This is a genomic window from Marinagarivorans algicola (genome assembly GCF_001292705.1).
Classification (GTDB): domain Bacteria; phylum Pseudomonadota; class Gammaproteobacteria; order Pseudomonadales; family Cellvibrionaceae; genus Marinagarivorans; species Marinagarivorans algicola.
The window spans coordinates 1-26,308 of record NZ_LGAK01000030.1; the positions used below are offsets into that span (position 1 = coordinate 1).

General features: G+C 45.2%; 24 protein-coding genes. 6 read left to right on the top strand and 18 right to left on the bottom strand.

Annotated elements, in window-relative coordinates; translation table 11 throughout:
• Positions 1–489 precede the first annotated feature (489 nt).
• The gene (locus AC438_RS10855) at positions 490–1,197 is read left to right on the top strand and encodes an NAD(P)H-binding protein (RefSeq protein ID WP_053981284.1); all 708 of its coding nucleotides are present in this window, start codon (positions 490–492) and stop codon (positions 1,195–1,197) included.
• A gap of 15 nt (positions 1,198–1,212) precedes the next feature.
• On the opposite strand, the gene AC438_RS10860 is transcribed toward AC438_RS10855, so the two are convergent.
• Complete coding sequence (locus AC438_RS10860) at positions 1,213–1,827, bottom strand: TetR/AcrR family transcriptional regulator (protein WP_053981337.1); 615 nt, start codon at positions 1,825–1,827, stop codon at positions 1,213–1,215.
• 140 nt (positions 1,828–1,967) lie between these two features.
• On the opposite strand from AC438_RS10860, the gene AC438_RS10865 reads away from it, so the two are divergent.
• Entirely contained in the window at positions 1,968–2,519 is a 552-nt protein-coding gene (locus AC438_RS10865; protein WP_053981285.1) for a carboxymuconolactone decarboxylase family protein, read from the top strand.
• Positions 2,520–2,729: 210 nt separating this feature from the next.
• Here the strand turns inward: AC438_RS10865 and AC438_RS10870 are convergent, their stop codons facing one another.
• A complete protein-coding gene (locus tag AC438_RS10870) occupies positions 2,730–3,530 on the bottom strand; it encodes a phytanoyl-CoA dioxygenase family protein (protein WP_053981286.1) in 801 nt (266 codons plus the stop codon).
• Between the two features lie 259 nt (positions 3,531–3,789).
• Here AC438_RS10870 and AC438_RS10875 point away from each other — a divergent pair, with 259 nt between their 5' ends.
• Positions 3,790–4,659: an MYG1 family protein gene (locus AC438_RS10875; protein ID WP_053981287.1), complete on the top strand. Its 870-nt coding sequence runs from the start codon at positions 3,790–3,792 to the stop codon at positions 4,657–4,659.
• 147 nt (positions 4,660–4,806) lie between these two features.
• On the opposite strand, the gene AC438_RS10880 is transcribed toward AC438_RS10875, so the two are convergent.
• The 3 genes from AC438_RS10880 to AC438_RS10890 all read right to left on the bottom strand — a co-directional run bounded on the left by AC438_RS10880 (position 4,807) and on the right by AC438_RS10890 (position 9,286).
• Entirely contained in the window at positions 4,807–5,778 is a 972-nt protein-coding gene (locus tag AC438_RS10880) for an MBL fold metallo-hydrolase (RefSeq protein WP_053981288.1), read from the bottom strand.
• A gap of 194 nt (positions 5,779–5,972) precedes the next feature.
• A complete protein-coding gene (locus AC438_RS10885) occupies positions 5,973–8,543 on the bottom strand; it encodes an ABC transporter permease (RefSeq protein ID WP_053981289.1) in 2,571 nt (856 codons plus the stop codon).
• Complete coding sequence (locus tag AC438_RS10890; protein WP_082354114.1) at positions 8,540–9,286, bottom strand: ABC transporter ATP-binding protein; 747 nt, start codon at positions 9,284–9,286, stop codon at positions 8,540–8,542. Before AC438_RS10890 ends, AC438_RS10885 begins: the two co-directional genes overlap by 4 nt.
• Before the next feature lie 58 nt (positions 9,287–9,344).
• On the opposite strand from AC438_RS10890, the gene AC438_RS10895 reads away from it, so the two are divergent.
• Complete coding sequence (locus AC438_RS10895; RefSeq protein ID WP_202904749.1) at positions 9,345–10,040, top strand: arylesterase; 696 nt, start codon at positions 9,345–9,347, stop codon at positions 10,038–10,040.
• A gap of 134 nt (positions 10,041–10,174) precedes the next feature.
• Positions 10,175–10,753, top strand: a complete 579-nt coding sequence (locus AC438_RS10900) for a putative glycoside hydrolase (protein WP_156317065.1) — start codon at positions 10,175–10,177, stop codon at positions 10,751–10,753.
• A gap of 44 nt (positions 10,754–10,797) precedes the next feature.
• Here the strand turns inward: AC438_RS10900 and AC438_RS10905 are convergent, their stop codons facing one another.
• From AC438_RS10905 to AC438_RS10925, 5 genes are all read right to left on the bottom strand, one after another.
• Positions 10,798–11,169, bottom strand: coding sequence for an FHA domain-containing protein (locus AC438_RS10905; RefSeq protein WP_053981292.1), 372 nt, complete (start codon positions 11,167–11,169; stop codon positions 10,798–10,800).
• Positions 11,170–11,226: 57 nt separating this feature from the next.
• Positions 11,227–13,719, bottom strand: coding sequence for a serine/threonine-protein kinase (locus tag AC438_RS10910; RefSeq protein WP_053981293.1), 2,493 nt, complete (start codon positions 13,717–13,719; stop codon positions 11,227–11,229).
• 590 nt (positions 13,720–14,309) lie between these two features.
• Entirely contained in the window at positions 14,310–15,617 is a 1,308-nt protein-coding gene (locus AC438_RS10915; RefSeq protein ID WP_053981294.1) for a GGDEF domain-containing protein, read from the bottom strand.
• Positions 15,618–16,062: 445 nt separating this feature from the next.
• Complete coding sequence (locus AC438_RS10920) at positions 16,063–16,542, bottom strand: STAS domain-containing protein (protein ID WP_053981295.1); 480 nt, start codon at positions 16,540–16,542, stop codon at positions 16,063–16,065.
• A 23-nt stretch (positions 16,543–16,565) separates the two neighbouring features.
• Positions 16,566–17,846, bottom strand: a complete 1,281-nt coding sequence (locus AC438_RS10925) for a SpoIIE family protein phosphatase (RefSeq protein ID WP_053981296.1) — start codon at positions 17,844–17,846, stop codon at positions 16,566–16,568.
• A 365-nt stretch (positions 17,847–18,211) separates the two neighbouring features.
• Between AC438_RS10925 and AC438_RS10930 the strand changes: the two genes are divergently transcribed.
• Positions 18,212–18,550: a PilZ domain-containing protein gene (locus tag AC438_RS10930; protein WP_053981297.1), complete on the top strand. Its 339-nt coding sequence runs from the start codon at positions 18,212–18,214 to the stop codon at positions 18,548–18,550.
• A gap of 112 nt (positions 18,551–18,662) precedes the next feature.
• Here the strand turns inward: AC438_RS10930 and AC438_RS10935 are convergent, their stop codons facing one another.
• The 8 genes from AC438_RS10935 to fabV form a co-directional block, all read right to left on the bottom strand.
• Entirely contained in the window at positions 18,663–19,430 is a 768-nt protein-coding gene (locus tag AC438_RS10935) for an MlaA family lipoprotein (RefSeq protein WP_238376371.1), read from the bottom strand.
• 95 nt (positions 19,431–19,525) lie between these two features.
• The gene (locus AC438_RS10940) at positions 19,526–20,176 is read right to left on the bottom strand and encodes a YiaD family glycine zipper/OmpA-like lipoprotein (RefSeq protein WP_156312444.1); all 651 of its coding nucleotides are present in this window, start codon (positions 20,174–20,176) and stop codon (positions 19,526–19,528) included.
• Positions 20,177–20,352: 176 nt separating this feature from the next.
• Positions 20,353–20,643 (bottom strand): PilZ domain-containing protein, encoded by a 291-nt coding sequence (locus AC438_RS10945; RefSeq protein WP_053981299.1) that lies wholly within the window; start codon positions 20,641–20,643, stop codon positions 20,353–20,355.
• Between the two features lie 98 nt (positions 20,644–20,741).
• Positions 20,742–21,500, bottom strand: coding sequence for an MBL fold metallo-hydrolase (locus AC438_RS10950; protein ID WP_053981340.1), 759 nt, complete (start codon positions 21,498–21,500; stop codon positions 20,742–20,744).
• 73 nt (positions 21,501–21,573) lie between these two features.
• A complete protein-coding gene (gene bamC / locus AC438_RS10955; protein WP_053981300.1) occupies positions 21,574–22,713 on the bottom strand; it encodes an outer membrane protein assembly factor BamC in 1,140 nt (379 codons plus the stop codon).
• A 215-nt stretch (positions 22,714–22,928) separates the two neighbouring features.
• Positions 22,929–23,804, bottom strand: a complete 876-nt coding sequence (gene dapA, locus AC438_RS10960; protein ID WP_053981301.1) for a 4-hydroxy-tetrahydrodipicolinate synthase — start codon at positions 23,802–23,804, stop codon at positions 22,929–22,931.
• A 158-nt stretch (positions 23,805–23,962) separates the two neighbouring features.
• Positions 23,963–24,913, bottom strand: coding sequence for an LpxL/LpxP family Kdo(2)-lipid IV(A) lauroyl/palmitoleoyl acyltransferase (gene lpxL / locus AC438_RS10965; RefSeq protein ID WP_053981302.1), 951 nt, complete (start codon positions 24,911–24,913; stop codon positions 23,963–23,965).
• A gap of 42 nt (positions 24,914–24,955) precedes the next feature.
• Positions 24,956–26,143 (bottom strand): enoyl-ACP reductase FabV, encoded by a 1,188-nt coding sequence (fabV, locus tag AC438_RS10970; RefSeq protein ID WP_053981303.1) that lies wholly within the window; start codon positions 26,141–26,143, stop codon positions 24,956–24,958.
• Positions 26,144–26,308: the final 165 nt, after the last annotated feature.

Sequence of the window (26,308 nt, forward strand, 5' to 3'; positions counted from 1 at the left end):
ATTTATTAAAATTAATTATTTATTGAGTAGCCTTTAATCACTTAACCAGTAGCCACCAGCTAGCAAGAAAACAAAAAATAAATTAAAAATCAATAACTTACAAAAAAACTAACACCGAAGTCCAAGTAAGGCCTTAATTAAACATTGGATTTACGCTAAAAATTAACGCGGCCTCTAAGCTCTATTGAACAGTACTTATTAGTGTCTTTTAATCACCCGAGGCAAAATAAATAATATGGACATTAAAATACACGCGTTACATTCTGAAAGGAAATAAGGTATTGACTTACTTATAGCAATCACCACTGGCCAAGTAGTCCGCATAAAAATGGCCCTATAGCAAATAGAAAAGACCACTCACCTATAATACTTGCGCTTTTAACCGTATAATCATCGCTTTTACAATGCACTCAAGAAAAATATACTCAGAACAAATGCACCACACAATCACAGTACAGCTATCTGAATACCGCGATTCAAGGCTTCAAAATGCTAACACAAGATGTTCAAACTAATACGCAAAATACAGCACTTAACGTTGTTATAATCGGCGCCACCGGCGCTGTGGGTACCGAGGTGGTGCGTACGTTAATCACACAAGATAATATCGCCACAATAACGTTACTTGGCCGGCGCGAATTTACAGCGCTAACGCACAATAAAATTATTCAGCATATTATTGATATTGAAGACCCAAGCAGCTACAGCCTGCACCTTAATAATATGGATGCGGCTATATGTACACTGGGTGTAGGCCAACCGTCTAAAACCTCTAAAGCCGCTTTTTTAAAGATTGATCGCGATGCGGTGCTGAATTTTGGGCACGCCGCTAAAGAGGCAGATATTACGCACTTTTCATTATTGAGCTCTATTGGTGCCAATAGTAGATCAGCATCGTTTTTTTTGCGCAGCAAAGGCGAACTAGAAGATGGGCTGAAGGCATTAAGCTTTAGGCGCTTAAGCTTATTTCACCCCAGTATGATATTAACACCCACAAATCGCTACGGTTTTAGCCAAGCGCTAACGTTGGCTATTTGGCCGCTATTAACCCCCCTGCTTATTGGCCCACTCAAAAAAGCCCGCGGTATTCGTGTTGCCACCTTAGGCCAAGCTTTTGCTCGTAACCTTGCACTCGAAGGCAGCCGTGTTGAAGTACTCACTTGGCAGGCGTTTATTAACATGGCCCGCTCACAGTAACGAGTATTTATACATTTAGTGACTAGGCAATGATTGGCTTGTTCGGTATATATCAAGCAAGCTCACCATATCATCGGCAAGGGCTATCATTTGATCGCTCGGCACACGGCGCTCAGCAAATGCACGCACCCCCATAATTTGCGCCTGCAACAACCGCGCTAAGCGTGAACACTCAACATCGGCGCGCAACTCGCCTTGCGTGGCAGCTTGCTGGAGAGCTTCACACAGCTTTTGCTCAATGACGGCCAGCATGGCATCGGCCTTAGCGCGTAAAGCGGCATCTTCGGTATTTACCTCTAATAGTGTTTTCACCAACATACACGCTTGCGCAGGGGTTTGGTCACTACACGGCGCAACAAGAGAGCGTAAGTACTGCTGCAAGCCCTCTACAATACTCGGAGCACTGTAAACTCTTTGGTCAAAATCATTACCCGTACGGGTCGCATACGTATCAAGCGCTTCGCTAAATAACCCGCTTTTACTACCAAATGCGGCATATAAACTACCTGGGCGCATATCGAGTGCGGCTTCGATATGCTTCATAGAAGAGGCGTAATATCCCCTTAACCAAAATAATTTTACGGCCTTATCTAAGGCGACTTGGCGATCAAAGTTAGCTGTACGGGCCATGTATGGTTCTCGTGTAAAGGCCTTAAACAAGCAGGCCAAATTGATTTTGAATAATCGCTCAATTTTAACTTGACCGCCCACGTTTGTACAACTAAGATAAAACCCTTAATTGAACAATCACTCAAAAAAGGAACGAACACATGACTTCTTTTACCCTACACGATAAAAACAGCGCACCTGAAGCCTCTAAACCGCTGCTCGAAAACTCACAAAAAGCCTTTGGTATGCTGCCAAATTTGCATGCTGTGATGGCCGAAGCCCCAGGATTGTTAGAGGGTTATCAGGTACTACATGATTTATTTCTTAATAGCAGCTTTGATGCTGATGAAAAAACTGTCGTCTGGCAAACAATTAATGTTGAACATGCCTGTCATTACTGCGTGCCAGCACATACAGGCATTGCCAAATCAATGAAAGTATCTGACGATATTACAAATGCCTTGCGTGATGAAACACCACTGCCTAACGCAAAACTAGAAGCTTTACGCGACTTTACTTTAGCCATGGTGCGCCAACGTGGCGAGCTTAATGCTCAGCAAACACAAAATTTTTATGATGCGGGTTACAGCCAACAAAACGTCTTAGAAATTATTTTAGGGCTCAGCCAAAAAGTCATGAGCAACTATACTAACCATGTTGCGCAAACTCCCGTCGATGAAGCTTTTGCCCCCTTCGCTTGGGAAAAGAAATAGCCTTTATTGCATCACGGCGAAAAACTAAGGGGCGAGGCAATAATAATTTGCCCAATTAGATGTAGGTTTTTTCTCGGCAAGGCGCTCGTTACGCCTCTTAGCAAGTTTATGAACATTAAGTCTTATCGGCACTGTCGGTAAGACTTTTTTGTATCGCCATTTACACCCACGCAATACTCGAGCAACCACGCCCAGCATGCACGCTGCAGATCAAACGGCCGCCAAATGTTGTGCTTTAGCTTTTAATGCCAGCGTTGTCGTAAATAAGCGAGGGTCTGCAATAGACTGCAGCATCGCATTGCTGGGCAAGCAATCGTCATCAACATAATCAATATAATCGCCCGCCGAATCAAACACTAAGATATCAAAAGCTAATCGCCCCTGCCCATAAAGGCCGCGATGAATCATATCGGCCGAAAAAAACAATACATCACCGGCCGATAAAGCAATGGTTTTACCCGTAGACAGCGCTTCGCTGCTACTGCGTTTTTTTCGCTCTAGCCTGACATCCATTTCTTCTTCGGTATCCCAGCGCTTATGCGAGCCGGGCACAAGTTCCATTCCCGGCTCATCAAATAAAGGAATGCGAATATGTAAGACCTGGGTTTCATGAATAACTTTTTTTTGACCTTCAACATCAAAATCATACTGACAGTCCCTGTGCCAAAAGTTTTTTTGCTCGCTATTGCAGGGGTCAAAAAACAGCTGCGTATTCATAAAGGCCGGCTCGCCCGTGATGACTGACGTCACAATATCCATGATTTTTGGACTGCCTATCATATTAAATAATGTTTGCCTGTCATTAGCACCTAAATACTCGCTGCCAGTAATTAACGAAGAGTTAAATCCGTCATCTTGATACAGCTCAGGATTCTCTTGCTTCCATAGGGTATGGAATTTTAATATCACTTTTTTAAGCGATGCTATATCAGCCGCCGAAAAATACGCTCTCACAACGCCATAGCCCTGCTTGTGATAGTGGTGCTGCCAGCTAGCTTGTTGGTTACTCATTACTTTATTTACCTCTGTCTTGCCTTATAGCCTGCACTGTTGGAGTGAGCTTTAGATTGCCACATAAGCTTGCAACAAAGGCTGTCATGCAAGACTATTATTAGCACCGCCCAATTTACGCCACACTGATACAGCCCAACTCGCTACAAACCACTCAAAGTGGGATTGGATTGCTAAGCTGTGCAAAGGATCACACTGCCCGTTTCACATTGGGTGTAATTCGCGTATTCTCTTTACCTTTAAATACGATGTAAAATCCATGACTGATAAAACGATAGCAACGCACAACGGTAATTTTCACGCAGATGATGTTTTTAGTGTCGCAGCACTTAAGCAGCTATTTCCTAATTATACACTCGTGCGTACACGCGACTTAGACCTTATCGCCAAAGCCGACATTGTACTCGATGTGGGCGGTATCTATGACCCAGATACCGATCGCTTTGATCATCATCAGCGCGGTGGCGCTGGCGAGCGCGACAATGGCATTCCCTATTCGTCGTTTGGCCTAATTTGGAAAAAATATGGCTTAGCCATATGCCAAAACAACCAAGATATTGCCACTGCTATTGATGCAGGTCTTGTATCAACCATTGACGCCATTGATTGCGGGCATGTCGAAGGTGTGACGACAGGTATTAGCCTTAGCCAAACCGTTTCAATGTTTAACCCCACTTGGCAAGAAGATGGTGACTTTGACGCAGGTTTTGATGAAGCAGTAGAATTTGCATCGCGTATCTTAACAAGATTTATTGCCTCTGCCAGTGGTGGCATTAGCGCTAAAGCGATTGTGGCCAAAGCCATCGAAAACGCCAAAGACCCAAGAGTCATTGTCTTAGAGCAGTACACTCCTTGGAAAAAAACCGTTAACGCCTTATCTCAAGAGGCGCTATTTATCATTTACCCTTCGCAAACAGGTCAGTGGCGTATTCAAACCGTGCCCGTAGAGCTAGGTTCGTTCGAAAACAAAAAATCACTCCCTAAAGCTTGGGCAGGCTTATCCGATCAAGCTCTACAAGAAGCCACCGGTATTGCTGATGCCATGTTTTGCCACAATGGTTTATTTATTGCCGGCGCCCATTCTTTTGCTAGCATTATGGCAATGGCCGACATGGCGCTCAAAGCATAAATCGTAACTTGAACGCAGCGGTTTTTAAGCGCACAGGCCCTTAGCAGCACTAGTAGCCCGCCCTTAAACAATTAAGAGGCGAGCTACTCTATCCAGCAGCGCTCAGTAGTGAGAAAAGCGCTCATAACCTTTAGGTCATAATTGCTATTAGTGACTATGCTCAGCAGCAGCAATACCAACATCACCTTTTAGACTTTTATACAGTGTACGGGTCATTTTTTCGGTAGTAATAAAGCTCCAATTCCAAGTATCGTGATACTTAGCTAAAGGGTTTTTAGCCACAACCGCATCCTCTGTTAAGCCTTTATCAATCATCGCTTGTACTTGTTGAATACCCGCCTCTAGCATCACAATTGCTTTTTTAAGGTCTGCTCGGGTGGCTAAGGGGCCATGGCCTGGGACTATTTTAGTGCTGTCATTAGCCATTGCATAAATGGCTTTTTGACCAGCTAAATACCCTTTTGCACTGCCGCCACTGGCTAAATCAATATAGGGATACAAGCCATTAAAAAATACATCGCCTGCGTGAATAATGTTTTGTACTGGCAAATAAATCACACTATCGCCATCAGTGTGGGCATTGGGTACATGTACAAGCTGCATGTCACGCTGGTTCAAATGTAGCCCCATTTGATCGGTGTAAGTTAACATGGGTAAAATAGCCGACGACGCTTTAACCGGCCCATCGGCCCCTGGTACGCCTTTTTCTAGCATTTGTGTACGTAAATTTTGGTGGCCAATAATATGGGTATGAGCTGCCCCCATTGCTGCGTTATTGCCCGTATGATCGCCATGCACGTGGGTATTAATTAAAAAATCGACGGGTTTATTCGTCAACTGTCCAAGCGTTTCTTTGAGGGTATCTAAAAATGGTGACATGCTATTATCAACCATAACAACGCCTTGGTCGCCAACAGTTACCATCATATTACCACCGGCAAAACCGCCGACTCCTTCAAGCATATAAACGCCTTGTGCCAAAGCGGTGCTTTTAAAGCTAATACTAGGTGTCTCTTTCTTTTGCTCTTCCTTTTGTGTTGCCGAGGCATGAGCAGTCAAGCTCACCATACTTGCTGTGGCTGCCATGATGATAAGTTGCGTTTTTAATTTTTTTAGCATCGTATTCTTCTCTCTTAAATGCAACCTCAAAGTGTAAAGGTGCTATTGATTAATTAAAATTCATATCACAAACATTATCCCGTAATGTTGCCCCTATACGCATTCACTGGCTTAAACGCTTTAACATGGCGGACTTTTGAGTCACCAAGCTGGTGGCGATGCTACAACATCATGTTAACCTTAATAGCCAAAAATTAACTCGTTGCTTTTAATAACTGTACCGGTGCCACCGTTAACACACGCCGTGTAGCCAGCATACCCGCGCCCCCTAAAATGGCCATCGCCAAGGGAACACCCCAATACCATACACTCAGCATACCTAGCTCGGTTAACTGCAATGCACCCGCCAACCAAAACCGTACCAATAACTCAGCGCCTACACACGCAACAACGCCGGCAATAGCGCCTAATATTAAAAACTCACACCACAAAGCTCGGCGAATTAATGTATTTGGGGCACCAAAAGCTCGTTGTAATGAGGCTGTGCGCATACGTAAAGGCAGCGTGACCAATAAGCTCGCAGCCAGTACCATAGCAGCGGCCAATATCATCAGAACTAATAAATATTCAACAGCCAAACCTAATTGGTCGATAAGTGATTTTACCGTAGCCAGCGCTTGATCCACCTCGACAAGAGTAATGGATGGGTAGCGCTGCATTAAATCATTAATCATTGTTTTTTGTGCCGATGGCAAATAAAAGCTTGTAATCCAATTACTCGCAACAAAAGGAGCAGGCTTTTTATTAAATATAATAAAAAAGTTAGGTCGCATACTTTGCCAATTTAAACTGCGCGTATTGGCAATCACAGCTTCAACACTTTGACCTGCCAAGCTTAATGTCACATGGTCACCCACATGTAAATTAGCGCCTTCTGCATAATCTTGCTCAATCGATATTAAAAGCGGTGACTGTGCATTTTGCTCACCCTGCCACCACTGACCAGCTGTAATTTCATTATCGTCTTGTAGCACCTGCGACCATGTTAAATTTAATTCGCGCTCGTAGTTCATACGCTGAGTATTCGGGCTTTGTTCGAGCTGCTGCTCCCAAGTGATATCGTTAACCCCCGTAATACGGCCACGACTCATAGGGTAAAATTCAGAAAGGTTATTGGCCTTTTGCTCAATAAACTGGGCGACTTCATTTTTTTGATGGTCATAAATATTAAAAATAAAATGATTAGGTGCACCAGCGGGTACTTGCTGACGCCAAGCCTCTAATAAATGCGTACGCGCGCTATACACACTAAATAGCACCATAAAAATCAAACCAAACACGCTCGCTTGTGTAGCATTTTGGTGACGGTAATTCAGCCATTGCCCCAAACCTAAACGCGCGGCACCACTTAGCGTACTGTGTAATTGAGTTAACGGCTTAAACAGTGCCAGTACGAATAGTCGCACTGCAAAAAAGGCTCCCAATAAACCAGCACCCGCTAATACTGTCAGGGCAATTTGCTGAGTTAATAAAGCGACCAAAGCCGTAATGAATAAACCACCGACCCACCAATGCGGTGGCTGAGTGGTTACGCCCTGCGATTTAATTACAACAACAGGTAGCGCTTTGCGTAACGCCCAAAACCTAGGCCCTGCAAACGCTAGTAACACCACAGCACCGCCAACCAGTGGAATCACAAAAGCAATCAACTCAGGCGCAGGTAACGCCGCGGGTAGCAGCTCGACCAATAACTGCAATAAGCCTAGGTGTAATAACCAGCCAAACAATAAACCGGCCAAGCACCCGACGGTTAACAACCCCAACAACTGCCAACTAAATATACGTATTAATACACGCGGGCCTATACCTAATGTTTTGAGCAAGGCAATGGTTTTATATTGATTTTTGGCAAATTCATCGGCGGCTAGCGCAATCGCAACCGCGCCCAATACTAATGCCAAAGCACCTACCAATAGCACATAATTGGTAATACGCTTAAAGGCACCAGCATCAGGCCCCTCACCTTCACCTGCCGCTTGCCACTTAAAATGATCACCAAGCTCACTTTGCAGTGCTTGCTCGGCTTGTTTTAGGGCGGCAAGCTGGCCAGCTAGCATTAAGCTGTAATTAACACGACTGCCAATATTAATAGCATTGGTTTTCGCCACATCGTCTTGATGAATTAAAGCTCGAGGCGCAAACCCAAAAACACTTTGTGGGCTATCAGGCTCTTGAATCAGTGCTTTGCTCACCGTAAAGTCTGCATCGCCAATACTAACAACATCACCGAGCGCAATATTTAAAGCGGCAAATAAACGCGACGTTAGCCATACCTCGCCCACAGCAGGGCCTTGCGCCTGAGGTAAGCCTTGACCAAAAGGAGCATTGGCCACTAATAATTCACCTTTGAGCGGGTAGTTTGCCGAGACTGCTTTCACAGCACCTAACTGCATTTTTTGCGCTGGGCCTTGGCCGCTAAATAGCATTGCCCTAAAACCTGTGCTAGTGGCAGTCGTAATCCCTTGAGCTTTTAAAGTACTCAGCCATTGCACAGGGATAGGCAAGGTGCCTGTGACGCGTGCATCGGCGGCTAAAAAGTGGCTAGCTTTAGAATAGATGAGAGCCTGTAAGCGGTCGGTGGTGAGCGTTAATGTTGCAACAACGGCCACAGCAACAACCAGTGATAACATCAACATTACCGCACTACGGCCGCCGGCCCCCCGCCATAATAGGCGAAAGCTTAACGTCCTTAAGCCTTGCATAGCCAGAGTTGGGCCGCTGATATCTGGGTGGCATGGACTTGCGCTGGTATTATGAGTGCTCAATGCGCCACTCCCCCGGTCGTTTTTTCACCTTGGCTTTTGACGCCTACCGAAGCCGCCTCTACAAGCTGACCATCGAGTAATGTTAAAATACGATCGCAGCGTTGTGCGAGGGTTAAGTCATGCGTAACGAGTACCAAGGTTTGCGCCGCTTTAGCCTTGTGATCGGCTTGATTATTGTGACTGCACAGCTCAAATAATAAATCAGCAATAGCATTGCCCGTTTTAGTATCTAGACTACCGGTTGGCTCATCGGCAAACAATAACGGTGCGCCGCAAGCAAAGGCCCGAGCCAAGGCAACGCGCTGTTGCTCCCCGCCCGAAAGTTGCGTAGGGTTGTGACCTAATCGGTGCCCTAAGCCTACACGCTCTAGCCACTTTGTCGCCTGAGCTTCAGGTTTAGCTTGGCCTTTAACCTCTAATGGTAAGCACACATTTTGCAACGCGCTTAAGCCTTCGATAAGTTGAAAGTTTTGAAATACAAAAGCCACCTGCTCTGCACGCACTTTGGCACGGGCCTCTTCGTTCATTGCGGTAATTTCTTGCCCAGCAATGAGAACTTTACCGGTACTTGGCGTATCTAAACCGGCCAAAAAACTTAACAGTGTCGTTTTTCCTGAGCCCGAAGCGCCCACAATGGCTACCGATTCACCGGCTTTAATATCGCAATGTAAGTGATTGAGCAAAGGGCTATCATCGGGCTTTGCGTTAGGTAAAAAGTGGGCGAGATTAACAACTTTTAACATAGTTTCTGGCGTAGCTTCTGACATAGCTTTCTCTGGCAAACGATCTGGAATCGTATTTATGAATTTTTTGCAAAGCCTCATCATCGGCCTTATTTTTAGCGTGGCACCTATGACCTTATACGCAGGTAATAATTCCAGCGATCAACACCTATCACACGAAGGTAGTGCCGTGGCTCCAGTCAGCCCGATTACAATAGGAGTGCTTGGTGATAGTCTCAGTGCTGGCTATGGTATTAAAACAGAACAGGGCTGGGTAACTTTGCTCCAGCATCAATTAAAGCAAGCGGGCATCACAGCCAAAGTCATTAATAGCTCGGTCAGCGGCGCCACCACAGATGCGGGTCTGCAAATGCAAGCTGGGTTATTGCAAAACGCGCCCGATATTGTCATTTTAGCTCTTGGCGCTAACGATGGCCTACAGGGCAAGCCCTTAGCGCTCATCGAGCAAAATCTTAGTGTGCTCATTAGCCGCACCCAAAGCGCTGGTGCCAAGGTGTTATTGCTGGGTATACAATTACCCCCTAACTTGGGGCGGCGCTACACAGAACCCTTTTTTGCGCAATATCGCACGCTGGCGCAACAGTACAATATCGCCCGAGTTCCTTTTTTTTTAGAGGGTGTCGCGGGTGTGCCAGACTTAATGCAAACTGATGGATTGCACCCTAATGCCCAAGCTCAACCATTGATTCTCAACAATATTTGGCCGGTTTTACAAACACTGATCGCGCAAGTCTCACCGCCTGACATCAAATAGTCATATTCATGCGCTAGAGTGGGGGTTTTACTAATACTCAGACTCTCATGCACCTGCCGCTACTTGTCACACCAGCAACCTGCCAACGCCTATACCATACTTTGATCATTTTTTGTATTGCGATGAGTTATGCCATGCACAGCACCGCGGCAAATAATACAGCCGCCACGTGCTTTGATGGTGTTGGCAATATTTTTAAGGACTGCATCGACCCAACGTGGCAACGAGCGTTTACGGCACAAAAAGATACCCAATGGCAAATTATCCATGTAGGGCGCCATCATAACCGCGTATTAGACATCCAATTTAATGGTAGCAAAAATCAACGCTTTGGCATCACTGCAGGTCCGCACTCCAATCCCAATACACCTCATAGCTGGCTTGACCTAACGGCATTTAAATCAGGTCAATTGCATTTTGATATTCGTATTATCGACTTTGCCCACAACATTAATGGCTTAGAGATTAGCTTAGACTGTGGCCGCAATTGCACCAGTGAGCCACTAGACATTAACCCCGCACAGCAAGGCCAGTGGCAATCGGTGAGCATTGACATACAGCGCCTTATCACGCGCGGGCTTGAGATTACACAAGTACACACAGGCTTTGCAATACAACCCGTCGCCGGCGAGCAACAAGGTGTACATATACAGCTCGACAATATTCGCCTTGAGGCTAATATTCCAGCCCCGATGGACTTGGTGGTACTGTAAGTCAGACGGGTAAATAACTATTAAACAGTACGCTCAAAACGCTATTAAAGCGTATCATCTCCAGGCGCTGCCATATGTACGGTGCGAGTCATATCGATGTTGGCACCATCGATAAACTGAAATTCATTAAAGCCAAAACGCACAACATCATTATTAACTAATTTATGTTTTTTTTGCGCCGGCAAGTTATTGACAAAGGTACCATTGGTACTGCCGAAGTCCTCTACAAACACATCCAAATACTCTTCAAAATCTTGATTTTTCTCAATTAAAAAATGCGCATGGGCGCCACTGACTGCAGGGTCTTGAATAACAATATCATTATCAGGCTGACGGCCAACCGTGGTCACCCCAAGGCTTAATTCAAAGCGGTGTACAACAACACCATCGACCATTTGAGCAATTATTGCAGACATATTGAGTACCTATAAATATATTGATGTGCAATTTTCGATTCACAATCAACGACTCAATTAGAGTAGCCGCCAATTTTTCGCTTCATCTTTAAAATCGCGTATTATCGCTTTATTCAGTGTAAAAGCCATATCGCTTGCACTACTAAAGCGCTCTGTCGTCTTCTTTTTAAGTGCACGATTAACAATTCGCGCAGCGCTTGCCGGTAAAGCCTTGTTGAGTGTGCGTACAGACTCCGGCCTTGCATATAACACTGCCTGCTGAATTTCAGCAATACTCCGACCATCAAAAGGTGGCGAGCCGCACAATAATTGATGCAATGTGGCTCCTAAACTAAAAATATCGGTTTGCGCAACAACACTGTGCCCCTTTAGTTGCTCTGGCGCCATATACAATGGGCTGCCCATAATTTCGCCGGTTTCGGTATGAGCCGCATCTAACCATTTCGCGATACCAAAATCAGTCACCTTGACATCAAAAGTTTCGCGATTATAAATAATATTGCCCGGCTTAATATCACAATGAACAATTTTGTGTTGATGCGCAAACGCCAAAGCCTCAGCGACCTTTAAGCCTATCCAATAAACCTCTGCAACAGGTAATAAGTGACCTTTTGTTACATAATCGGTCAAGGGCTGACCTCGCGCTAAATCCATAGCAATATAAGCCCAATTTTCTTGCTTTCCTACGTCAAAAACAGAGACAATATTTGGATGATTTAACTTGCCCACTGTTTTAACCTCAGCTAAAAAACGATTATTTACTTTGCTTTGGTTTTGTGAACTAAACACATTAAGATTAAGTGTCTTGAGAGCAACATCCCGAGTAATCACAGGATCAAAACCCTCATATACGATACCACTGCCACCGTGCCCGAGAACGCTGCGCACATGGTAACGACCGAGCTTTTCAAGTGCTCCACCTGTGCTGACCCCTGCGCCTGCAATCACTTGCGTTTGATCAGCGGTAACTGTCGCCACTGGCACCTGCAAGGCTGATTCACACTCAACCAATTTTTGCTTAACCTGCTTAAAAGTGGCCGCACGTTTATTTAATAATCGCCATACAGGTAAAGCCTCTTTTACAGCACCATCACCTAATAAGGCGTCGGCAATTTTATAATAATATTTTAAACTGTGTTTATCGAGCGGCACCTGCTTAATCAGCTTTAATGCTCTTACATAATGCCCATCATGGTAGCTTAGACGTGCAGACATTAAAGCCAGCTTTTGCACCTTTTTTTGAAGACCCACATCCAATTGCCTTCTAACGCGCCAAACAAGCATTAATAAAAAAACAATGCCCATCACCGCTAACACATCACCCATAGGTAACCAATAAAAAGCAAAGTAAGGCGTTGATAGCTGTGCAATCGTACAACCGGCAGCAAACACCGTAAAAAACCCAACGAAACTAAATACCGATAATCTTGGCAGTACAATAAAGCAAGCCATTAACAACACAATATAAATTAGCCACTTCAATAAGGGGATTAATACCGGCTGCGTTAAATAGGCACCATCATTAATCGCCGATAATATTTGTGCCGTATTTTGCAACTCAGCGCTTTGATCGCGACCAATTAACACCCAGCCTTTTAAATTGTCGGCCCGTAAAGCCGCTGCTAGTGTTAGCTGTGCAACCGGCGCTGTTACCCCCACCGCATTGCCATACAACGGGACAACACTGCCATCAAAACTAATGGCTAATGTTTTGCCGCCAAGTACAACGGGTGTACCTTGTTGCCAAGTCATGACACCCCTTGCCCCATCTGTACCTAAGCGCAACAAACGCAACAAAAAGCTTTCATAGACCACCGCATCTTCGCCTTGCACCAATAAGGGAGCAACCAAACTCGGCGCGGGTAGCAAAAACTGCTGAATAGGGGAGGAGGAGATAATTTCTCGGTATGACTCATCGATAATGGGCCATAAATGCGATAGCCATGATTCAGCAAAGTCTAACTGCGCAGTCAAATCGACTGGCTGTACAGGAATTTTTGTATGTTCAGCACCAGACACCACGCCACCGCCAACAACGAGATTTTCTTTAGCGGCAACCACGAAACTATTGCGCGCCTTGACAGCCCCTTTAAGGTCGCTCATCAAGGCGGCGGGTTTAATCCGTGCTTGTTGTGCCCACGCCGCCACGAGTTTTTCGGCGCGCCCCTGAATAAGCATCAAAGGCTGCTCGGCAATGAGTGCGAATACAGGCTTATTAACCGCCTGTCGCACAGTGGGGTCAGCAGCCGTGGTTTCCAACTCTGCTGCTACTTTCGCTTTTTGTAGTAGACGATAAAAACTATCGGTACCGGCAATATCAGCTAACCAAGCTTCGTACTCAACATCGGGGACATGCACCACTGTGATACTGGTGTTCGGGCGAGGATAGTCTATAAAGTCAATCGCCGTTTGCAATAAAAACGTATCGATTGCGTCACCGGCACGCTCAACCACTTTAGGCGTAAAGCCTGCCGCCATGGCCAATAAAAGCAATGTCACTAGCAAGCGAATACCTATCACTCGGTTAATAAGCTGCGCACCTATACTCACAGGTCACCACATCTTAAAATTGTGCATACTGCGTATGTACATGCATTTTTTATCATTTAATCTTGCTCGACAGATTTCAATTTATCCACACCTAACAGCCTGTATTATTACAATGCTTGCGATCATCGCTCACTTTATCCATAAGTGCCTGCATTACATCTATACTCAAAACTAACTACCGGTTATACAGGTAAAACTAACGCTTCATGTATTAAAAAATAAACGCACAAATAATGAAGTAGCGCAACCGCCTAAGGTATCAAAAACCGAGCACCGGCAGAAGGTTTGAAATCACAGATAGATAAAAAATAATTATTTAGGGGTCGCGAAAATCAGCACCTATGAATCATTACTTGGGCCACCCAAACCACCTATGATTTTTACCCCTTGACTGTATACTCCAGCAAAGTCTAATTTATATTCCCCTATACAGGTGCATCGCATTACCCTTGCTGTCTCTACGAGGCCTCGAGCTTACTTAAATACCCAGACAAAAATCCATAAACACGCCACCAAGTCAGGTTTGTCAGCTTGACTGAATAGTTGCGAGAAAGGCGTTTGCTCAGTAATACTCGCTCAGACACGATAAATCACTCATCTGCAGAAGCCATTACACGATTGCGGCTTGTTCGCTTTGCCTTGTACAGTGCTTCATCTGCGCGCTTAAACAGGTTTTCGAGGCTTTCATTGACCTGTATCGCGGCCACACCAAAACTGGCTGTAATCGGTATACTCACGCTGAAGTTATGTCGCTCTATTAATCGACGAAGTTTTTCGGCTAGCGCAATCGTTTCACTGAGCTCACTATTACAGCACACCAACAAAAACTCCTCACCACCCCAGCGCGCAAACCAATCAGATGCACGTACATTTCGTGTCACCAACGATGACAATTCGACAAGCACATTATCACCTGCGGCATGCCCTTGAGCATCATTCACACGCTTAAAATGATCTAAATCCAATAAAATAATGGATAGACGCTTGGCACTAACATGCCATTCATTTAAAGCGTCTACCAAAGACTCTTCTACACCCTCGCGATTAAATGCACCCGTGAGTGGGTCACGCTTTGCTTTAACCTCCATATTTTTGGCTTGCTTATCTAGCAAAGTATTTAACTGCGTTAGTTCACTTTCTTTAAAATGGCGATCATTGAGTTCTTTTTTTAGGCTCATGACGCGAAAGCCTAAAAAACCTAAAATAAAAATTATCCACGCTGTAATGATGCCTAAATACCAGCTTTCTGTCGATATTAACTGTCGCTTAAATTCAATACGATCTAACATGAAATCATGCACACCAAAGTCTTGACCCGAACCGGTTTGAATTTCAATGATCACAATATTTTTAAAATCAGAATAAGAATGGCGCAGCGGAATTTCATGCTCTTGCAGCCACCAATCTGCCACCGAAAAATCTGAAAAGCTCAATTCTAAATAACCACTTTCATCCAATAATTCTTTTTCAAATTCTAGTGCATTATATTTTGTTGATTTCAACACATCATCGCGACTGTAGGCAGGGTCATAATTACGCAAAAACACGCGAATCGTTTTAGCAGGGCCATCATAGCGCAACCATAATCGCATCGATTTATAATTACTCAAATTAACGCCATCAACAAAGCTGTTATTAAGATAAAGCTCATGGCCGCAATAGGGGTAATTAAAGCCCTCTTTAATAATGCATTGCCACTGATCCTGATCTTTATCAAGCCAATGTACCTCGCTAAGACCGCCATTTAGCACATCGTCATAAATACGCCGCGTATGACCTTCACGAGGATCAATAACATGGCTAGAAACCAATATCCAAGGCCGCAATACAACAGCCAATACGGTTACCACCACCAAAGCAAGCAGTTTTTTTTCTGTTTTGAGTAGTAGACTTAGCATTATTTATTTTACTCGCACGCCACTGTACTAGGTAGCCAACCCGCACTCTCTTTAATTAATATAAAGGCTATTCAATACAGAATAAGCAATCTGCGCCGTAAAAAATGTGTTAAACGTTAAAGCAACATTGCTGAATAGACTCTTATTTACATAAACTTAGATCGCTTAGCTGTTAGCCATTAATTGATTATATTATTCACTGCATCACTATTAACAGCCCATGTATTAAAAAACCCCACAACTGGGGGCATCCAATAGAGGACTACAACAGCTACTTTTTTCACACCAATAGCTATGCAGTCATTACGTAAATCTTTACGATGAATACTAAACTGCTACTCGCGCTGTTAGCATGTACTGTAATTAGCGCTTATTATTAACACTCACTATAAATACTATTTAAGGCTGTCACTCATCATTATTTTTGGCCAGTGACCTTCTATAGCTAGTTACCTTCCAGGCTCTCGACAAGCGCCTTAAAGGCTTGATTATTGTGTTCATTGAGCGACATTAAAACCTTATGTGCATCCAAAACTTGGCGCTTAAAGCAATCTTCTGTGCCTTCTTCGCACTCTAATGCTTCAGCATTGACGTCAGCGCCATCGCAGCCAAGACTAATGATAAAAATATCCTCAAAACCCATAACATCAAGTAGTCTGAGCATCCCTGTCGATTCAGATAAAAGCACAGGCTTACTCATGTGCGCTTTCATACAGCGCAGTGCTATTTTTGCCATCAAGCCCAGCGTGGTGCTATCAACTGCGACCGCCTGCCTTAAATCAAAAACTACCGTATGGAACGCTGAATCTTCGAACATTGCATTAATAAACTTATCAAATGATAAGCACAGCACCATTCTGACATCGCCGATTAAACGAATAACATAGGAGCCATCACTGCTTGCTACTAAAATTTGACCTGCCATTCAACTTATACCGCTTATAGAATCTACATACCAACCGGTAATGAAGAGTCCTGAATTAATACCATCGCAATGTCATCAGGCGCTTCTTGATCCAACTCCAAGCCCAAACCAGAAGCGATAGCATCTAATGAGAGTGTAGTTGCTAGGCGCCCCCCTGTATCTTCAACACCAGAAGAAGACGGCTCTTGACTCACACAGGTTTTAACAGCCGCTAACAATCGCTGCTCCTTATCAAGCAAGTCACTATCAGGGAGTGTCTCTAAAATACCATCTGAAAAAATCACCAACTGAAACCCCTTGGGTAACTTAACTGTATTCACCCACCAAGTGGCATTTTCAAATAAGCCCACAGGCTTACCCTTTCCTTCTAAGAATTCCACCTCTCCCTCGGGGGTAATCAATAAAGGCAGCGGTAAGTGCCCAGCAATCACATAAGACATTTCTCGTGTATTAGCATCAATCACGCCCACTACACTGGTTAAATGTGAAAAAAACCTCGATTGCATTAATTCGCGATTAACTACCTCCAGTAATTGTGCAGGTACGTCTTTAAATGCATGCACGTCCTGGAACAGCTGCCGCTCTCGAAACAACCGGCGCACCAACTGCTTTAGCCAAACAGTCACAAACGCCGAAGAAGCGCCATGCCCCGAGACATCCGTTAAGTAATAAGCGATGTAGCGCTGGTGTATATAACCATAATCAATAAAATCTCCACTTAAATACAGTGAAGGTAAAATACGATGACTTAAAGTCATACCACCATAGCTAGCCGGCGTGATGGGTAATAAATTACGCTGCACTTGCTTGGCTGCTTGCTGATCACGCTCTAGCAGTTGCACAGTATGTAGCAATTCTTGATTCATCGCCTCTAAACGCGCTTTATAAGCCTCGTTTTCCTGCTTGAGTAAGCGCATATTCAACGCCTGATCAACAGCATGCACTACCACATCAAAGTCTAATATGGGCTTGATGAGATAATCAGCAGCCCCTAAGCGCAGCGCCTGAGCAACATCAGAAACATTACCAATACCCGACATTAAAATAACAGGCACGGGGTTGTCGAGCTGATTTACCGCACGCAAAAGCTCAAGCCCCGATAACTCGGGCGAGCGTAAATCTGTAATCACAATATCTGGCGATTCATACTCCAAGTAATCGCGAGCACAAACAGTGCTATCAAATGTGACGACATTTAAACCACATTCGTGCAAATAAACCTGAAGCCGGTCTCTTGTATAAAGGTCGTCATCAATTAAAACAACAGTTTTACCCATCGCTTTTGCCTTGAAGGCTTGATTCATCGAATTACCATTGCCTCATCAAAGTGCATTAAAAACGCATCAGAAAACGCATTAAAAGAATGCAAAATGCTCCATCAAAAATAAATTCTGGTCATTGTCCGTAACCATCATGCCGCAAATATCGACCCTAGCCGCGCAGTGGTAACACTACCCTCTCTTACAGGGCCATGCAAGCGCTCTAAAACCAAAAAAATGGCGCCAAAAGAATCATTGCGCATTCACAATACACATCGATCACTTTGGTGGATTGATCTTTGCGAGTAATCAAGTCATATCCCGTAGCGTCAAAGCTACAGCGACACAATATTTAATCGAAATACAGTAGCGCCCAAGCCCACAACCGCGGACACTAAAGAGGAAGAGCTATGACAACACCACAAGAAAATAGCACACTGAGCCTAAGCAACAGAAATTATGAAGAAAAACGTGATTTTATTCGCATGGAGATCAACGCCAATGCCATTATTACAGATGATAACGGCGTGCAAAAAAAGGGCCTATGCCTCAACCTGAGCGGCAGCGGTGCTCTACTAGAACTAGAAGAGAATTTACCGGTTAATCAGTTTATTGGCGTTACGATTCGCTCGCCCGGCGTTAGCGGGCCCACACTGGATATTAAAGGGCATGTTATTCGCGGGCAGGCCGCTCACGAATCCGGTAAATATCTTATCGCCATGTGCTATCGACGATCAATCCAACATTAACCCTAACGCTGAAAATAACCGATGAGAAGCGCGGCGATAAGCACATATATCACCGCGCTAATAAGATGTGCACTCAAAAAAGCACATTAAGAAAACAAGATTGCGCGTACACTTAGAAGTCATCAAAATCTTCTAAATCACCGCCAAAGGTATCCTCAACAGCGCCGTCATTCACCAAAAACGCACGGTTTTGTAAATAAGCTTCGCGATAAAACAAATATTTGTCGCCACTGACCAAACCTTCGGCCTCTAAGAGCCCTGCGCGAATATTCGTATAATCTAACGCCGTTAAACCATAGCGCAAAGGCTTATTTGATAGATGAGAGATCGGGCTAACGAACCAGTCCACCGGTCGACCAGCCAAAGCCGTCATAGTCGAGGGCCCCAGTATAGGTAAAACCAGATAGGGGCCCTGCGGAACACCCCACAAGCGCAGTGTTTGACCAAAGTCTTCTCTCTGACTTTTGGGTAGCCCAGCCTCTGTAGCCACATCAACTAATCCACCCAGACCAGCAAAGGTATTTAACAAAAAGCGGCCGCTATCATAGCCTGCTTGCTTCCATTTAGCCTGAAGAAGACCATTGAAAACATTCGGCACTTCGGACACATTACTAAAAAAGTTATCGACACCGGTCTCGACAAAACTCGGAGCAATAGCAAGGTAGCCTTTGGCTACAGGCTTAGCCACCCAATGATCAAGGCGATCGTTAAACCTAAATACAGCACGGTTCATACCCTCCCAGGGATCTTCTGGGGTTGCCGGGGGCGCTGTTGCTGTTGCACAGCCGGTCAAAAAGCTCACTAAACAAACGGCAGCAAGCGCTCCTACTTTAAACATGATCAATAACTCTTTAATGGCCAACAAGATTGAGGCGGTCATTTTACACTGCGTGCGTATACATTAGCGAAAAAAAAGCCTCAACCATGTACTATCGCACACTGCACATCACTGAGGCTTACGACCTATACGTATACTTATTTAAGAGGTTCTAACTCTAGCTCAACACGACGGTTTTGCTCACGACCTTGTGCAGTGCTGTTACTGGCAACAGGGTAACGCTCACCAAAACCTATCGCTTGTGCACGGCCTGATGGAATACCTGCTGATGCTAGGTAGTTTTTAACAGAGTAAGCACGACGCTCACTCAATGTTTGGTTAGAGCTATCATTACCCACAGAGTCAGTATGACCAGCCACTAAAATAGAGGTATCTTTAAACTCTTTAAGCACTACAGCCACAGAATCCAATACATCATAGAAATTACCCAGAATCTGAGCACTACCCGTTTGAAAGGTGATATTACCAGGCATAATTAAGCGCAAATTATCTCCCTCGCGCTGCACTTGCACACCCGAACCTGCCAATCGATCACGCAACGCTTTTTCTTGTTTATCCATGTAAAAACCAATGCCGCCACCGGTCGCTGCGCCTAATGCTGCGCCCGTCAAAATCGCTTTTTCTCGGTCATTTTTACTTGCTGTTGCTGCTCCAATCACAGCACCCGCTAGCGCACCAATACCCGCACCTTTTGTTGAGTTACCCACTTTTTTCTCGCCGGTGTAAGGATCTAGAGTTGAACAAGCAGACAAAGAAAGAGCCAAAACTGCAATACCTAAACGACGCATAAACATTTCCTCAATATCATTAATTAATCTGTGCACTCATGATTTGCATTACTCTGTGAGGCGCTAAACCTGCTAAAAGAAACAAAAAATGGCCACCTAAACAATTTAGGCAGCCACTTTACAACGATTTCGTGAATCTTTGCTGAATATTTCACGCTACAGCCGTGTTCGTTCAGTTAACGCGCTAAAAACATTAATCCCACCACATTCTTGTGGGCATGCATGAGCTTCATAGCAACAGGCTCAGCATTGACAGGGCCAACCACTTTTTTGAAAATAACATTGACCTCGGTGCCCACTGGCGGAATCAGCTCATTTTCAATATGCACCTGAGCGCCACCATCAGAAATATCTCGGGTACTACCGACTAAAGTCCCAAATGCAGGATGCGTTAACTCAACCCGAATAATGGCCGATGTACGCTCTGATCGCCTGCGATCCTCTGTCGAAAGACTTACTCTATCCATTCCGTGCTCCTCACAATAGCAAACTCAATAAAACCGCTGACACTGGATATTTATTTAAGCTTAGCACGCAAATTTTTGACTGCTTTGGATATCCTTTTTTAGGTAATGGGTAGCCAATCAAAGCCTGTATTTTGATCGGCCAATTGCAGCAAATGATAAGCTGCGGGTAGGCCTGCAAAAGCAGCCATAACATGTGCCTGACTATTGTTTTTTTGACTAATATGGGCGAGCACTAAATGCTGAAGCCTACCGACATTGATCTGTTCAATTAACTGCGCACTTTGCTGATTACTTAAGTGCCCCCAGTAGCCACCTACACGCTGCTTAAGACTGGCCGGATAGGAACCTCGTGCAAGCATTTCGGGGTCGTGGTTCGCCTCTAGCAGCAATGCATCTAAATCGCTATAGCGCTGTGCCAACTCATCGGGAATACTCCCAAGGTCTGTGAGTACCCCCAAACGCCGGCCACATGCATTAAAAATAAATTGTGTTGGCTCACGCGCATCATGCGGCACACTGTGCACCTCAATATCGACACTACCAATTTTGAGTATCTCGCCCGCTGCTATCACCGTAGTATGTGGGATTTTACCCAATGTTTTAGCGCTAGCAGTTCCGGCGCTCATGTAAGCGGCTGTACCGTATTTACGGGTAAGCGGGCCAACACCACGAATATGATCGGCATGCTCGTGGGTGACCAAAACCGCTGTAATATCGGCAGGCGTTAAAGCCAAACGTTTTAAGCGCTCACTTAAACCCTTTAATGAAAAACCACAATCCAGTAACAGCAGTGTTTCGCCAGACTGAATCAGCGTTGCATTGCCCTCACTCCCACTACCTAAAGAGGCAAATTGCATAACCATTCCTTCTAAAAACCCACAAAAAAAGGCCCGGAGGCCTTTTCAATCACACAGTCACACACAATGCGACCTAAATCAGATTCCGACGAATCACAAACATTAACTGTTTGGCCTCATGAAACGGTAACTGCTCACCGCGAGTATTGCGAATGCGCACCACAATTTTATCGTTTTGTTCTCGTACTCTTAACAAGTATCCCATAGTACGCTTAGCATTGGCTTTGACGGCAAAACCAGGAACATCACTAAATAAGGCTGTAGCACTAGTCGACATACCAGCAATTAAGCTTGGCAAATCGACGGGAGGCACCTCAGGCACATCGTCGTTACCTCGAAATGTTATTTTTTTCCAAAAACCGGGCTCATCGCTTAAGTCGTCATAACCAAAATATATTAAGCCATGTTCGGCATCTTCGGTCCAGGTATGTAAGCCTTCTTTGTTGAGTGCTTGAGCCAGTGTTGCTTGGGCCCGCTCACGGTCTAAGTAAATATCTAAAACAGGTTCTTCGCCTTCGCGGCGCAATATGATTTTCTCTTGACCGCCTACTGACTGCCCTAATAGTGAAGCAGCTCGATTGCTAATACCTTGCGCAATACTCACCGCCAACTCATCGAGCATCCAAGCTTCGCGCTCAGCATCACTCGATTGTGCCGGCCATGAGTCGGCGCTTTGACTGGCACCAACTTGCTGGTGCAGCACGTGGATCTCTGACGACTCTTCACGCACGCCTTTTTCTATGCGAATGTGATAGCGGCTTTTAGTATTAGCATCCACTTTAAAGCTTAACCAAGCAGTGTCTATTTCACCCGTTTTAGGACGGGCCTTGTCGACTAAAATACCATTGCGTGCCAAAAAGCTCTGCACCAAAGGCCATACTTGACTCGTTGGCGCCTCAGCTAAGACCCAGCGGCGACCGCCTACTTTTTGAATTTTAACGCGTGCGTATTCAGAGTCTTGGCTCATAGCAGCAGGTCGCGGTACCACTTGCTTGTCATCGCTATCAATATAATCGAATTCATTAACCGTTATTTGCGGTACAGCAAAAGCAGACTCCATAGGCGTGGCTGCAATCCCTTCAGGTAACGTAATTTCTTCGATTACACCAGCTTCTTTGTATTGGTTAGCGCGATCAGGAAGTACCCCGCAGCCAGTAACCATGGCCGCCAACACACCACCCAGTAGTGCTTTACTTGCTAAAACCTTATTCACAAATCATCTTCTCGTTGTTTATTTAGTCACTATTGTCTGCTAATGACTATTATCTGTTAATTACTAGGGCCTATTCTCTCTGTTAATTACTGGGACCTATTCGTGACGCTTGCGTATTCATGACTACGGTGTACTAGCACTTCTATTAATAACCCATCGTAAAGCCAACTAATGCTTATGCCGTTAGCCCTCTAAAAAGTTAACTTTTTAAAAACTTACATCAGACGACAGCGCTGCATAGCTTCTTTTACGGCGCGCTGAAACTTCGGGTCAAGCCGTGTCAACGGTAGTCTTAAGGTACTTTCGCATTTCCCCATTTGCTCAAGCACCCATTTAACAGGAATAGGGTTAGCCTCTAAAAATAAAGACTTATGCAGCGGCATTAAGGCATCATGGATACTTTTTGCCGCTTCAAGTTCACCATCGGCAATTAAATCGCACATCCTAGCCACCTGTGCTGGCGCCACATTAGCGGTTACCGAGATCTCACCGTGACCGCCATGCTTCAAAAAATCAAACGCGGTTTCATCATCACCACTTAACAAAATAAACCCCGGTACCACCAATGGCTTAAGATGCGTTAGCCGAGCCAAATCGCCTGTGGCCTCCTTGATCCCTATAATATTAGGGTAACGTGATAAGCGACCGACTGTCTGCGGCTTAAGATCAACAGCCGTGCGGCTCGGTACGTTGTACAATATCTGAGGAATGTCCACCGTTTGCGCGACATGCGCATAGTGTTGGTATAAGCCATCTTGTGAAGGCTTGTTGTAGTACGGGGTCACCAGCAAGCATGCATCTACGCCCACATCTTTGGCGGCCTTAGTCAGTTCAACCGCCTCAGTAGTCGAGTTTGCACCGGTGCCCGCAATCACTGGAACACGGCCAGCAACCTGGTCAACAACACGTCGAATCACATCAATGTGCTCATCTATCGCTAAAGTAGGCGACTCGCCCGTTGTACCGACAGCCACAATACCGTGTGTGCCCTGCTCTAAGTGCCAATCAACCAAATCATGTAGTGCTTGCCAATCAATAGATGTATCAGCTTTCATGGGCGTAACTAACGCCACCATGCTGCCTCGAAACATGATTATCTCCAACGATATATGAATTGTAATAATTAAAGGGTCGCCATATTACTAACGCCCCTGCCTTGTGACAAGTAGCGCCAGATGCTAGGCGTCGTTTAGGTGGCACTTTAAGTGATAGAGCGATAACACCTTACTAGCCTCCGCATTGCTCAAGCCTACTGACGCTTACCACGGGAAATACCCACTTGAGCATACACGTCTTCTTCGCCTGATGGGCGCGTTTTAAAGCGCCGATGCACCCACAAATACTGTTCGGGTGCTTGCCTAACCGCCATTTCAACAAATTGATTAATTTGCTTGGTATCAATGAATTCATCACCTGAAGGAAAACCCTCTAGCGCAGGGTAAGCTCTATATTCATAACCGCCTCCGGCCTTACGCAGGCAAGTAAAAGGAATAACCTTCGCGCGACCCAAGCGGGCAATTTGGCTGGTTGCAGTAATAGTAGCCGCCTCCACACCAAAAAATGGAACAAAAATACTGTGCTTAGCGCCGTAATCTTGATCGGGAGCGTACCATATTGCACGCCCTTTCTTGAGCTGCCGAATCATTGTACGTACATCGCTGCGCTCAATCGCTAAATTACCATCATTAAAACGTTCACGACAACTACGCTGTATCAAGTCATACACCGGGTTGGCATGCTTGCGATAACTGCAATCAATGGAGTGCTCTAAGGCCGCAAAAATTCCCCCGCAATCCACATGAGTAAAATGCATAGCCATTAACAGCACGCCTTCGCCTGCATTTTCGGCCGCTTGCAAGTGCTCAAGCCCTTGGTAAGTCACCAGCTTTTGTAAGCGCTTACGTGACCAAAACCACGCGATACCTATTTCAAAAAAGCCAATACCTACCGACTCTAAATGCTCACGCAGCAGTTGTTGTTGCGCCGCATCATCAAGCTCAGGAAAGCACAGCTCGAGGTTACGCCTAGCAATCGCTACGCGTCGCTTGGCAAAACGCGCCATAACATGCCCAAGACGCCTACCTAACCAAAGCTGGAAATGATAAGGCAGCTGCGCAAGCAGCCACCAAATACCAAAACTCAACCACGTTAACCAGTATTGAGGTGCCAATAGAGCTTTACGAAAAACAGGCCGCGACATAGGTTTTAATACTCGATCTTTAACAGTGAGCGAAAAAGTACGCTAAACAAACGTCTGCTCAACCAAAGGGTTAACATCTTCGCTGTAATCAACCCCCTGACTTTCAAAGCCAAACAAGTTTAAAAACGCCTCATGATGGCCTTTAAAGTCAGTAATATCGAGTAAGTTCTCTTCGGTCACTTGCTCCCAAAGCTTTTCAACTTTGGCTTGGGTTTGTGGAGCCAGCTCTAAATTATCCATACGCAAACGGTTGGTATCATCTAAACGAGGCGTTGCGGTATACAAGCCTTCGGTAAATAAGCGATAAGCTTGCTCAATACACCCCTCGTGCGTGCCTTCTTCTTTCATCACTTTATACAAAATAGATAAATACAAAGGCATAACAGGGATTGCAGAACTCGCTTGGGTCACCAAGGCTTTAAGCACCGCCACGTTAGCTTGACCGCCTAAACTTGCCAGTTTGCTATTGAGAGCCGTTGCCGCGCGATCTAAGTCTTCTTTTGCCTTGCCAATAGTCGCTTTACCGTAGATTGGCCAAGTTAGCTTATCGCCTAAGTAGGTGTAAGCTACCGTTTTGCAGTTGTCATTGAGTACGCCAGCTTCTTGTAAGGCGTCCATCCACATCTCCCAATCTTCGCCGCCCATAACCTTAACGGTATTGGCAATTTCTTCTTCGCTAGCAGGCTCGATTGTGACTTCGGCAATTTTAAGCGTATCGGTATTAAGGTTTTTAGAGGTGTAGCTTTTACCAATAGGCTTAAGCACCGAACTGTAAGTTTCGCCGGTATTGGGGTCGGTACGGCGCGGTGATGCCAAGCTATACACCACTAAATCAATTTTACCCATATCCGCTTGAATCAACTCCAGCGCCTTGGCTTTGATTTCGTTAGAAAATGCATCGCCATTGATGGTTTTGGCATATAAGCCCGCTGCATTAGCTGCTTTATCAAAGGCGGCTGCATTGTAAAAACCCGCCGAGCCGGTTTTGCGCTCAGTCGCGGGCTTTTCGAAACAGATACCCAGTGTCTTTGCCGACGAACCAAAAGCGGCTGTAATGCGAGAAGCCAAGCCATAACCTGTAGAAGAGCCAATCACCAAGACATTTTTAGGGCCATCGGCCACAGCGCCTTGCGCTTTAACAAAGTCGATTTGCGACGCGACATTAGCCGCACAACCAGCAGGATGAGCATTGGTACAAATAAATCCACGAACTTTTGGCTTAATAATCATAAGGGTCCTGTCTCCGCCAAGGGCAATAGTCAAAAAAACTCACTAGTCAAAAACTCAGGCTGTACGCGCTACCTCAGCGTTAGCCAGCATTAAAAGAGCGCTATTATATATCACCCGTTATAATGCTGCCCGCTTTTGCAAAATCACCGACCTCGAGGGACCCCT

Bases quoted from the DNA above. Each gene is read 5' to 3' on its own strand.
- AC438_RS10915 (WP_053981294.1), bottom strand. From the start codon at position 15,617: ATGCTAAGTCTACTACTCAAAACAGAAAAAAAACTGCTTGCTTTGGTG.
- AC438_RS10890 (WP_082354114.1), bottom strand. From the start codon at position 9,286: ATGTTAAAAGTTGTTAATCTCGCCCACTTTTTACCTAACGCAAAGCCC.
- AC438_RS10950 (WP_053981340.1), bottom strand. From the start codon at position 21,500: ATGCAATTTGCCTCTTTAGGTAGTGGGAGTGAGGGCAATGCAACGCTG.
- AC438_RS10895 (WP_202904749.1), top strand. From the start codon at position 9,345: ATGAATTTTTTGCAAAGCCTCATCATCGGCCTTATTTTTAGCGTGGCA.
- AC438_RS10920 (WP_053981295.1), bottom strand. From the start codon at position 16,542: ATGGCAGGTCAAATTTTAGTAGCAAGCAGTGATGGCTCCTATGTTATT.
- AC438_RS10900 (WP_156317065.1), top strand. From the start codon at position 10,175: ATGCACAGCACCGCGGCAAATAATACAGCCGCCACGTGCTTTGATGGT.
- AC438_RS10860 (WP_053981337.1), bottom strand. From the start codon at position 1,827: ATGGCCCGTACAGCTAACTTTGATCGCCAAGTCGCCTTAGATAAGGCC.
- fabV (WP_053981303.1), bottom strand. From the start codon at position 26,143: ATGATTATTAAGCCAAAAGTTCGTGGATTTATTTGTACCAATGCTCAT.
- lpxL (WP_053981302.1), bottom strand. From the start codon at position 24,913: ATGTCGCGGCCTGTTTTTCGTAAAGCTCTATTGGCACCTCAATACTGG.
- AC438_RS10855 (WP_053981284.1), top strand. From the start codon at position 490: ATGCTAACACAAGATGTTCAAACTAATACGCAAAATACAGCACTTAAC.
- AC438_RS10905 (WP_053981292.1), bottom strand. From the start codon at position 11,169: ATGTCTGCAATAATTGCTCAAATGGTCGATGGTGTTGTTGTACACCGC.
- AC438_RS10870 (WP_053981286.1), bottom strand. From the start codon at position 3,530: ATGAGTAACCAACAAGCTAGCTGGCAGCACCACTATCACAAGCAGGGC.
- AC438_RS10945 (WP_053981299.1), bottom strand. From the start codon at position 20,643: ATGGATAGAGTAAGTCTTTCGACAGAGGATCGCAGGCGATCAGAGCGT.
- AC438_RS10880 (WP_053981288.1), bottom strand. From the start codon at position 5,778: ATGCTAAAAAAATTAAAAACGCAACTTATCATCATGGCAGCCACAGCA.
- AC438_RS10925 (WP_053981296.1), bottom strand. From the start codon at position 17,846: ATGAATCAAGCCTTCAAGGCAAAAGCGATGGGTAAAACTGTTGTTTTA.
- dapA (WP_053981301.1), bottom strand. From the start codon at position 23,804: ATGTTTCGAGGCAGCATGGTGGCGTTAGTTACGCCCATGAAAGCTGAT.
- AC438_RS10930 (WP_053981297.1), top strand. From the start codon at position 18,212: ATGACAACACCACAAGAAAATAGCACACTGAGCCTAAGCAACAGAAAT.
- AC438_RS10935 (WP_238376371.1), bottom strand. From the start codon at position 19,430: ATGACCGCCTCAATCTTGTTGGCCATTAAAGAGTTATTGATCATGTTT.
- AC438_RS10865 (WP_053981285.1), top strand. From the start codon at position 1,968: ATGACTTCTTTTACCCTACACGATAAAAACAGCGCACCTGAAGCCTCT.
- AC438_RS10875 (WP_053981287.1), top strand. From the start codon at position 3,790: ATGACTGATAAAACGATAGCAACGCACAACGGTAATTTTCACGCAGAT.
- AC438_RS10940 (WP_156312444.1), bottom strand. From the start codon at position 20,176: ATGCGTCGTTTAGGTATTGCAGTTTTGGCTCTTTCTTTGTCTGCTTGT.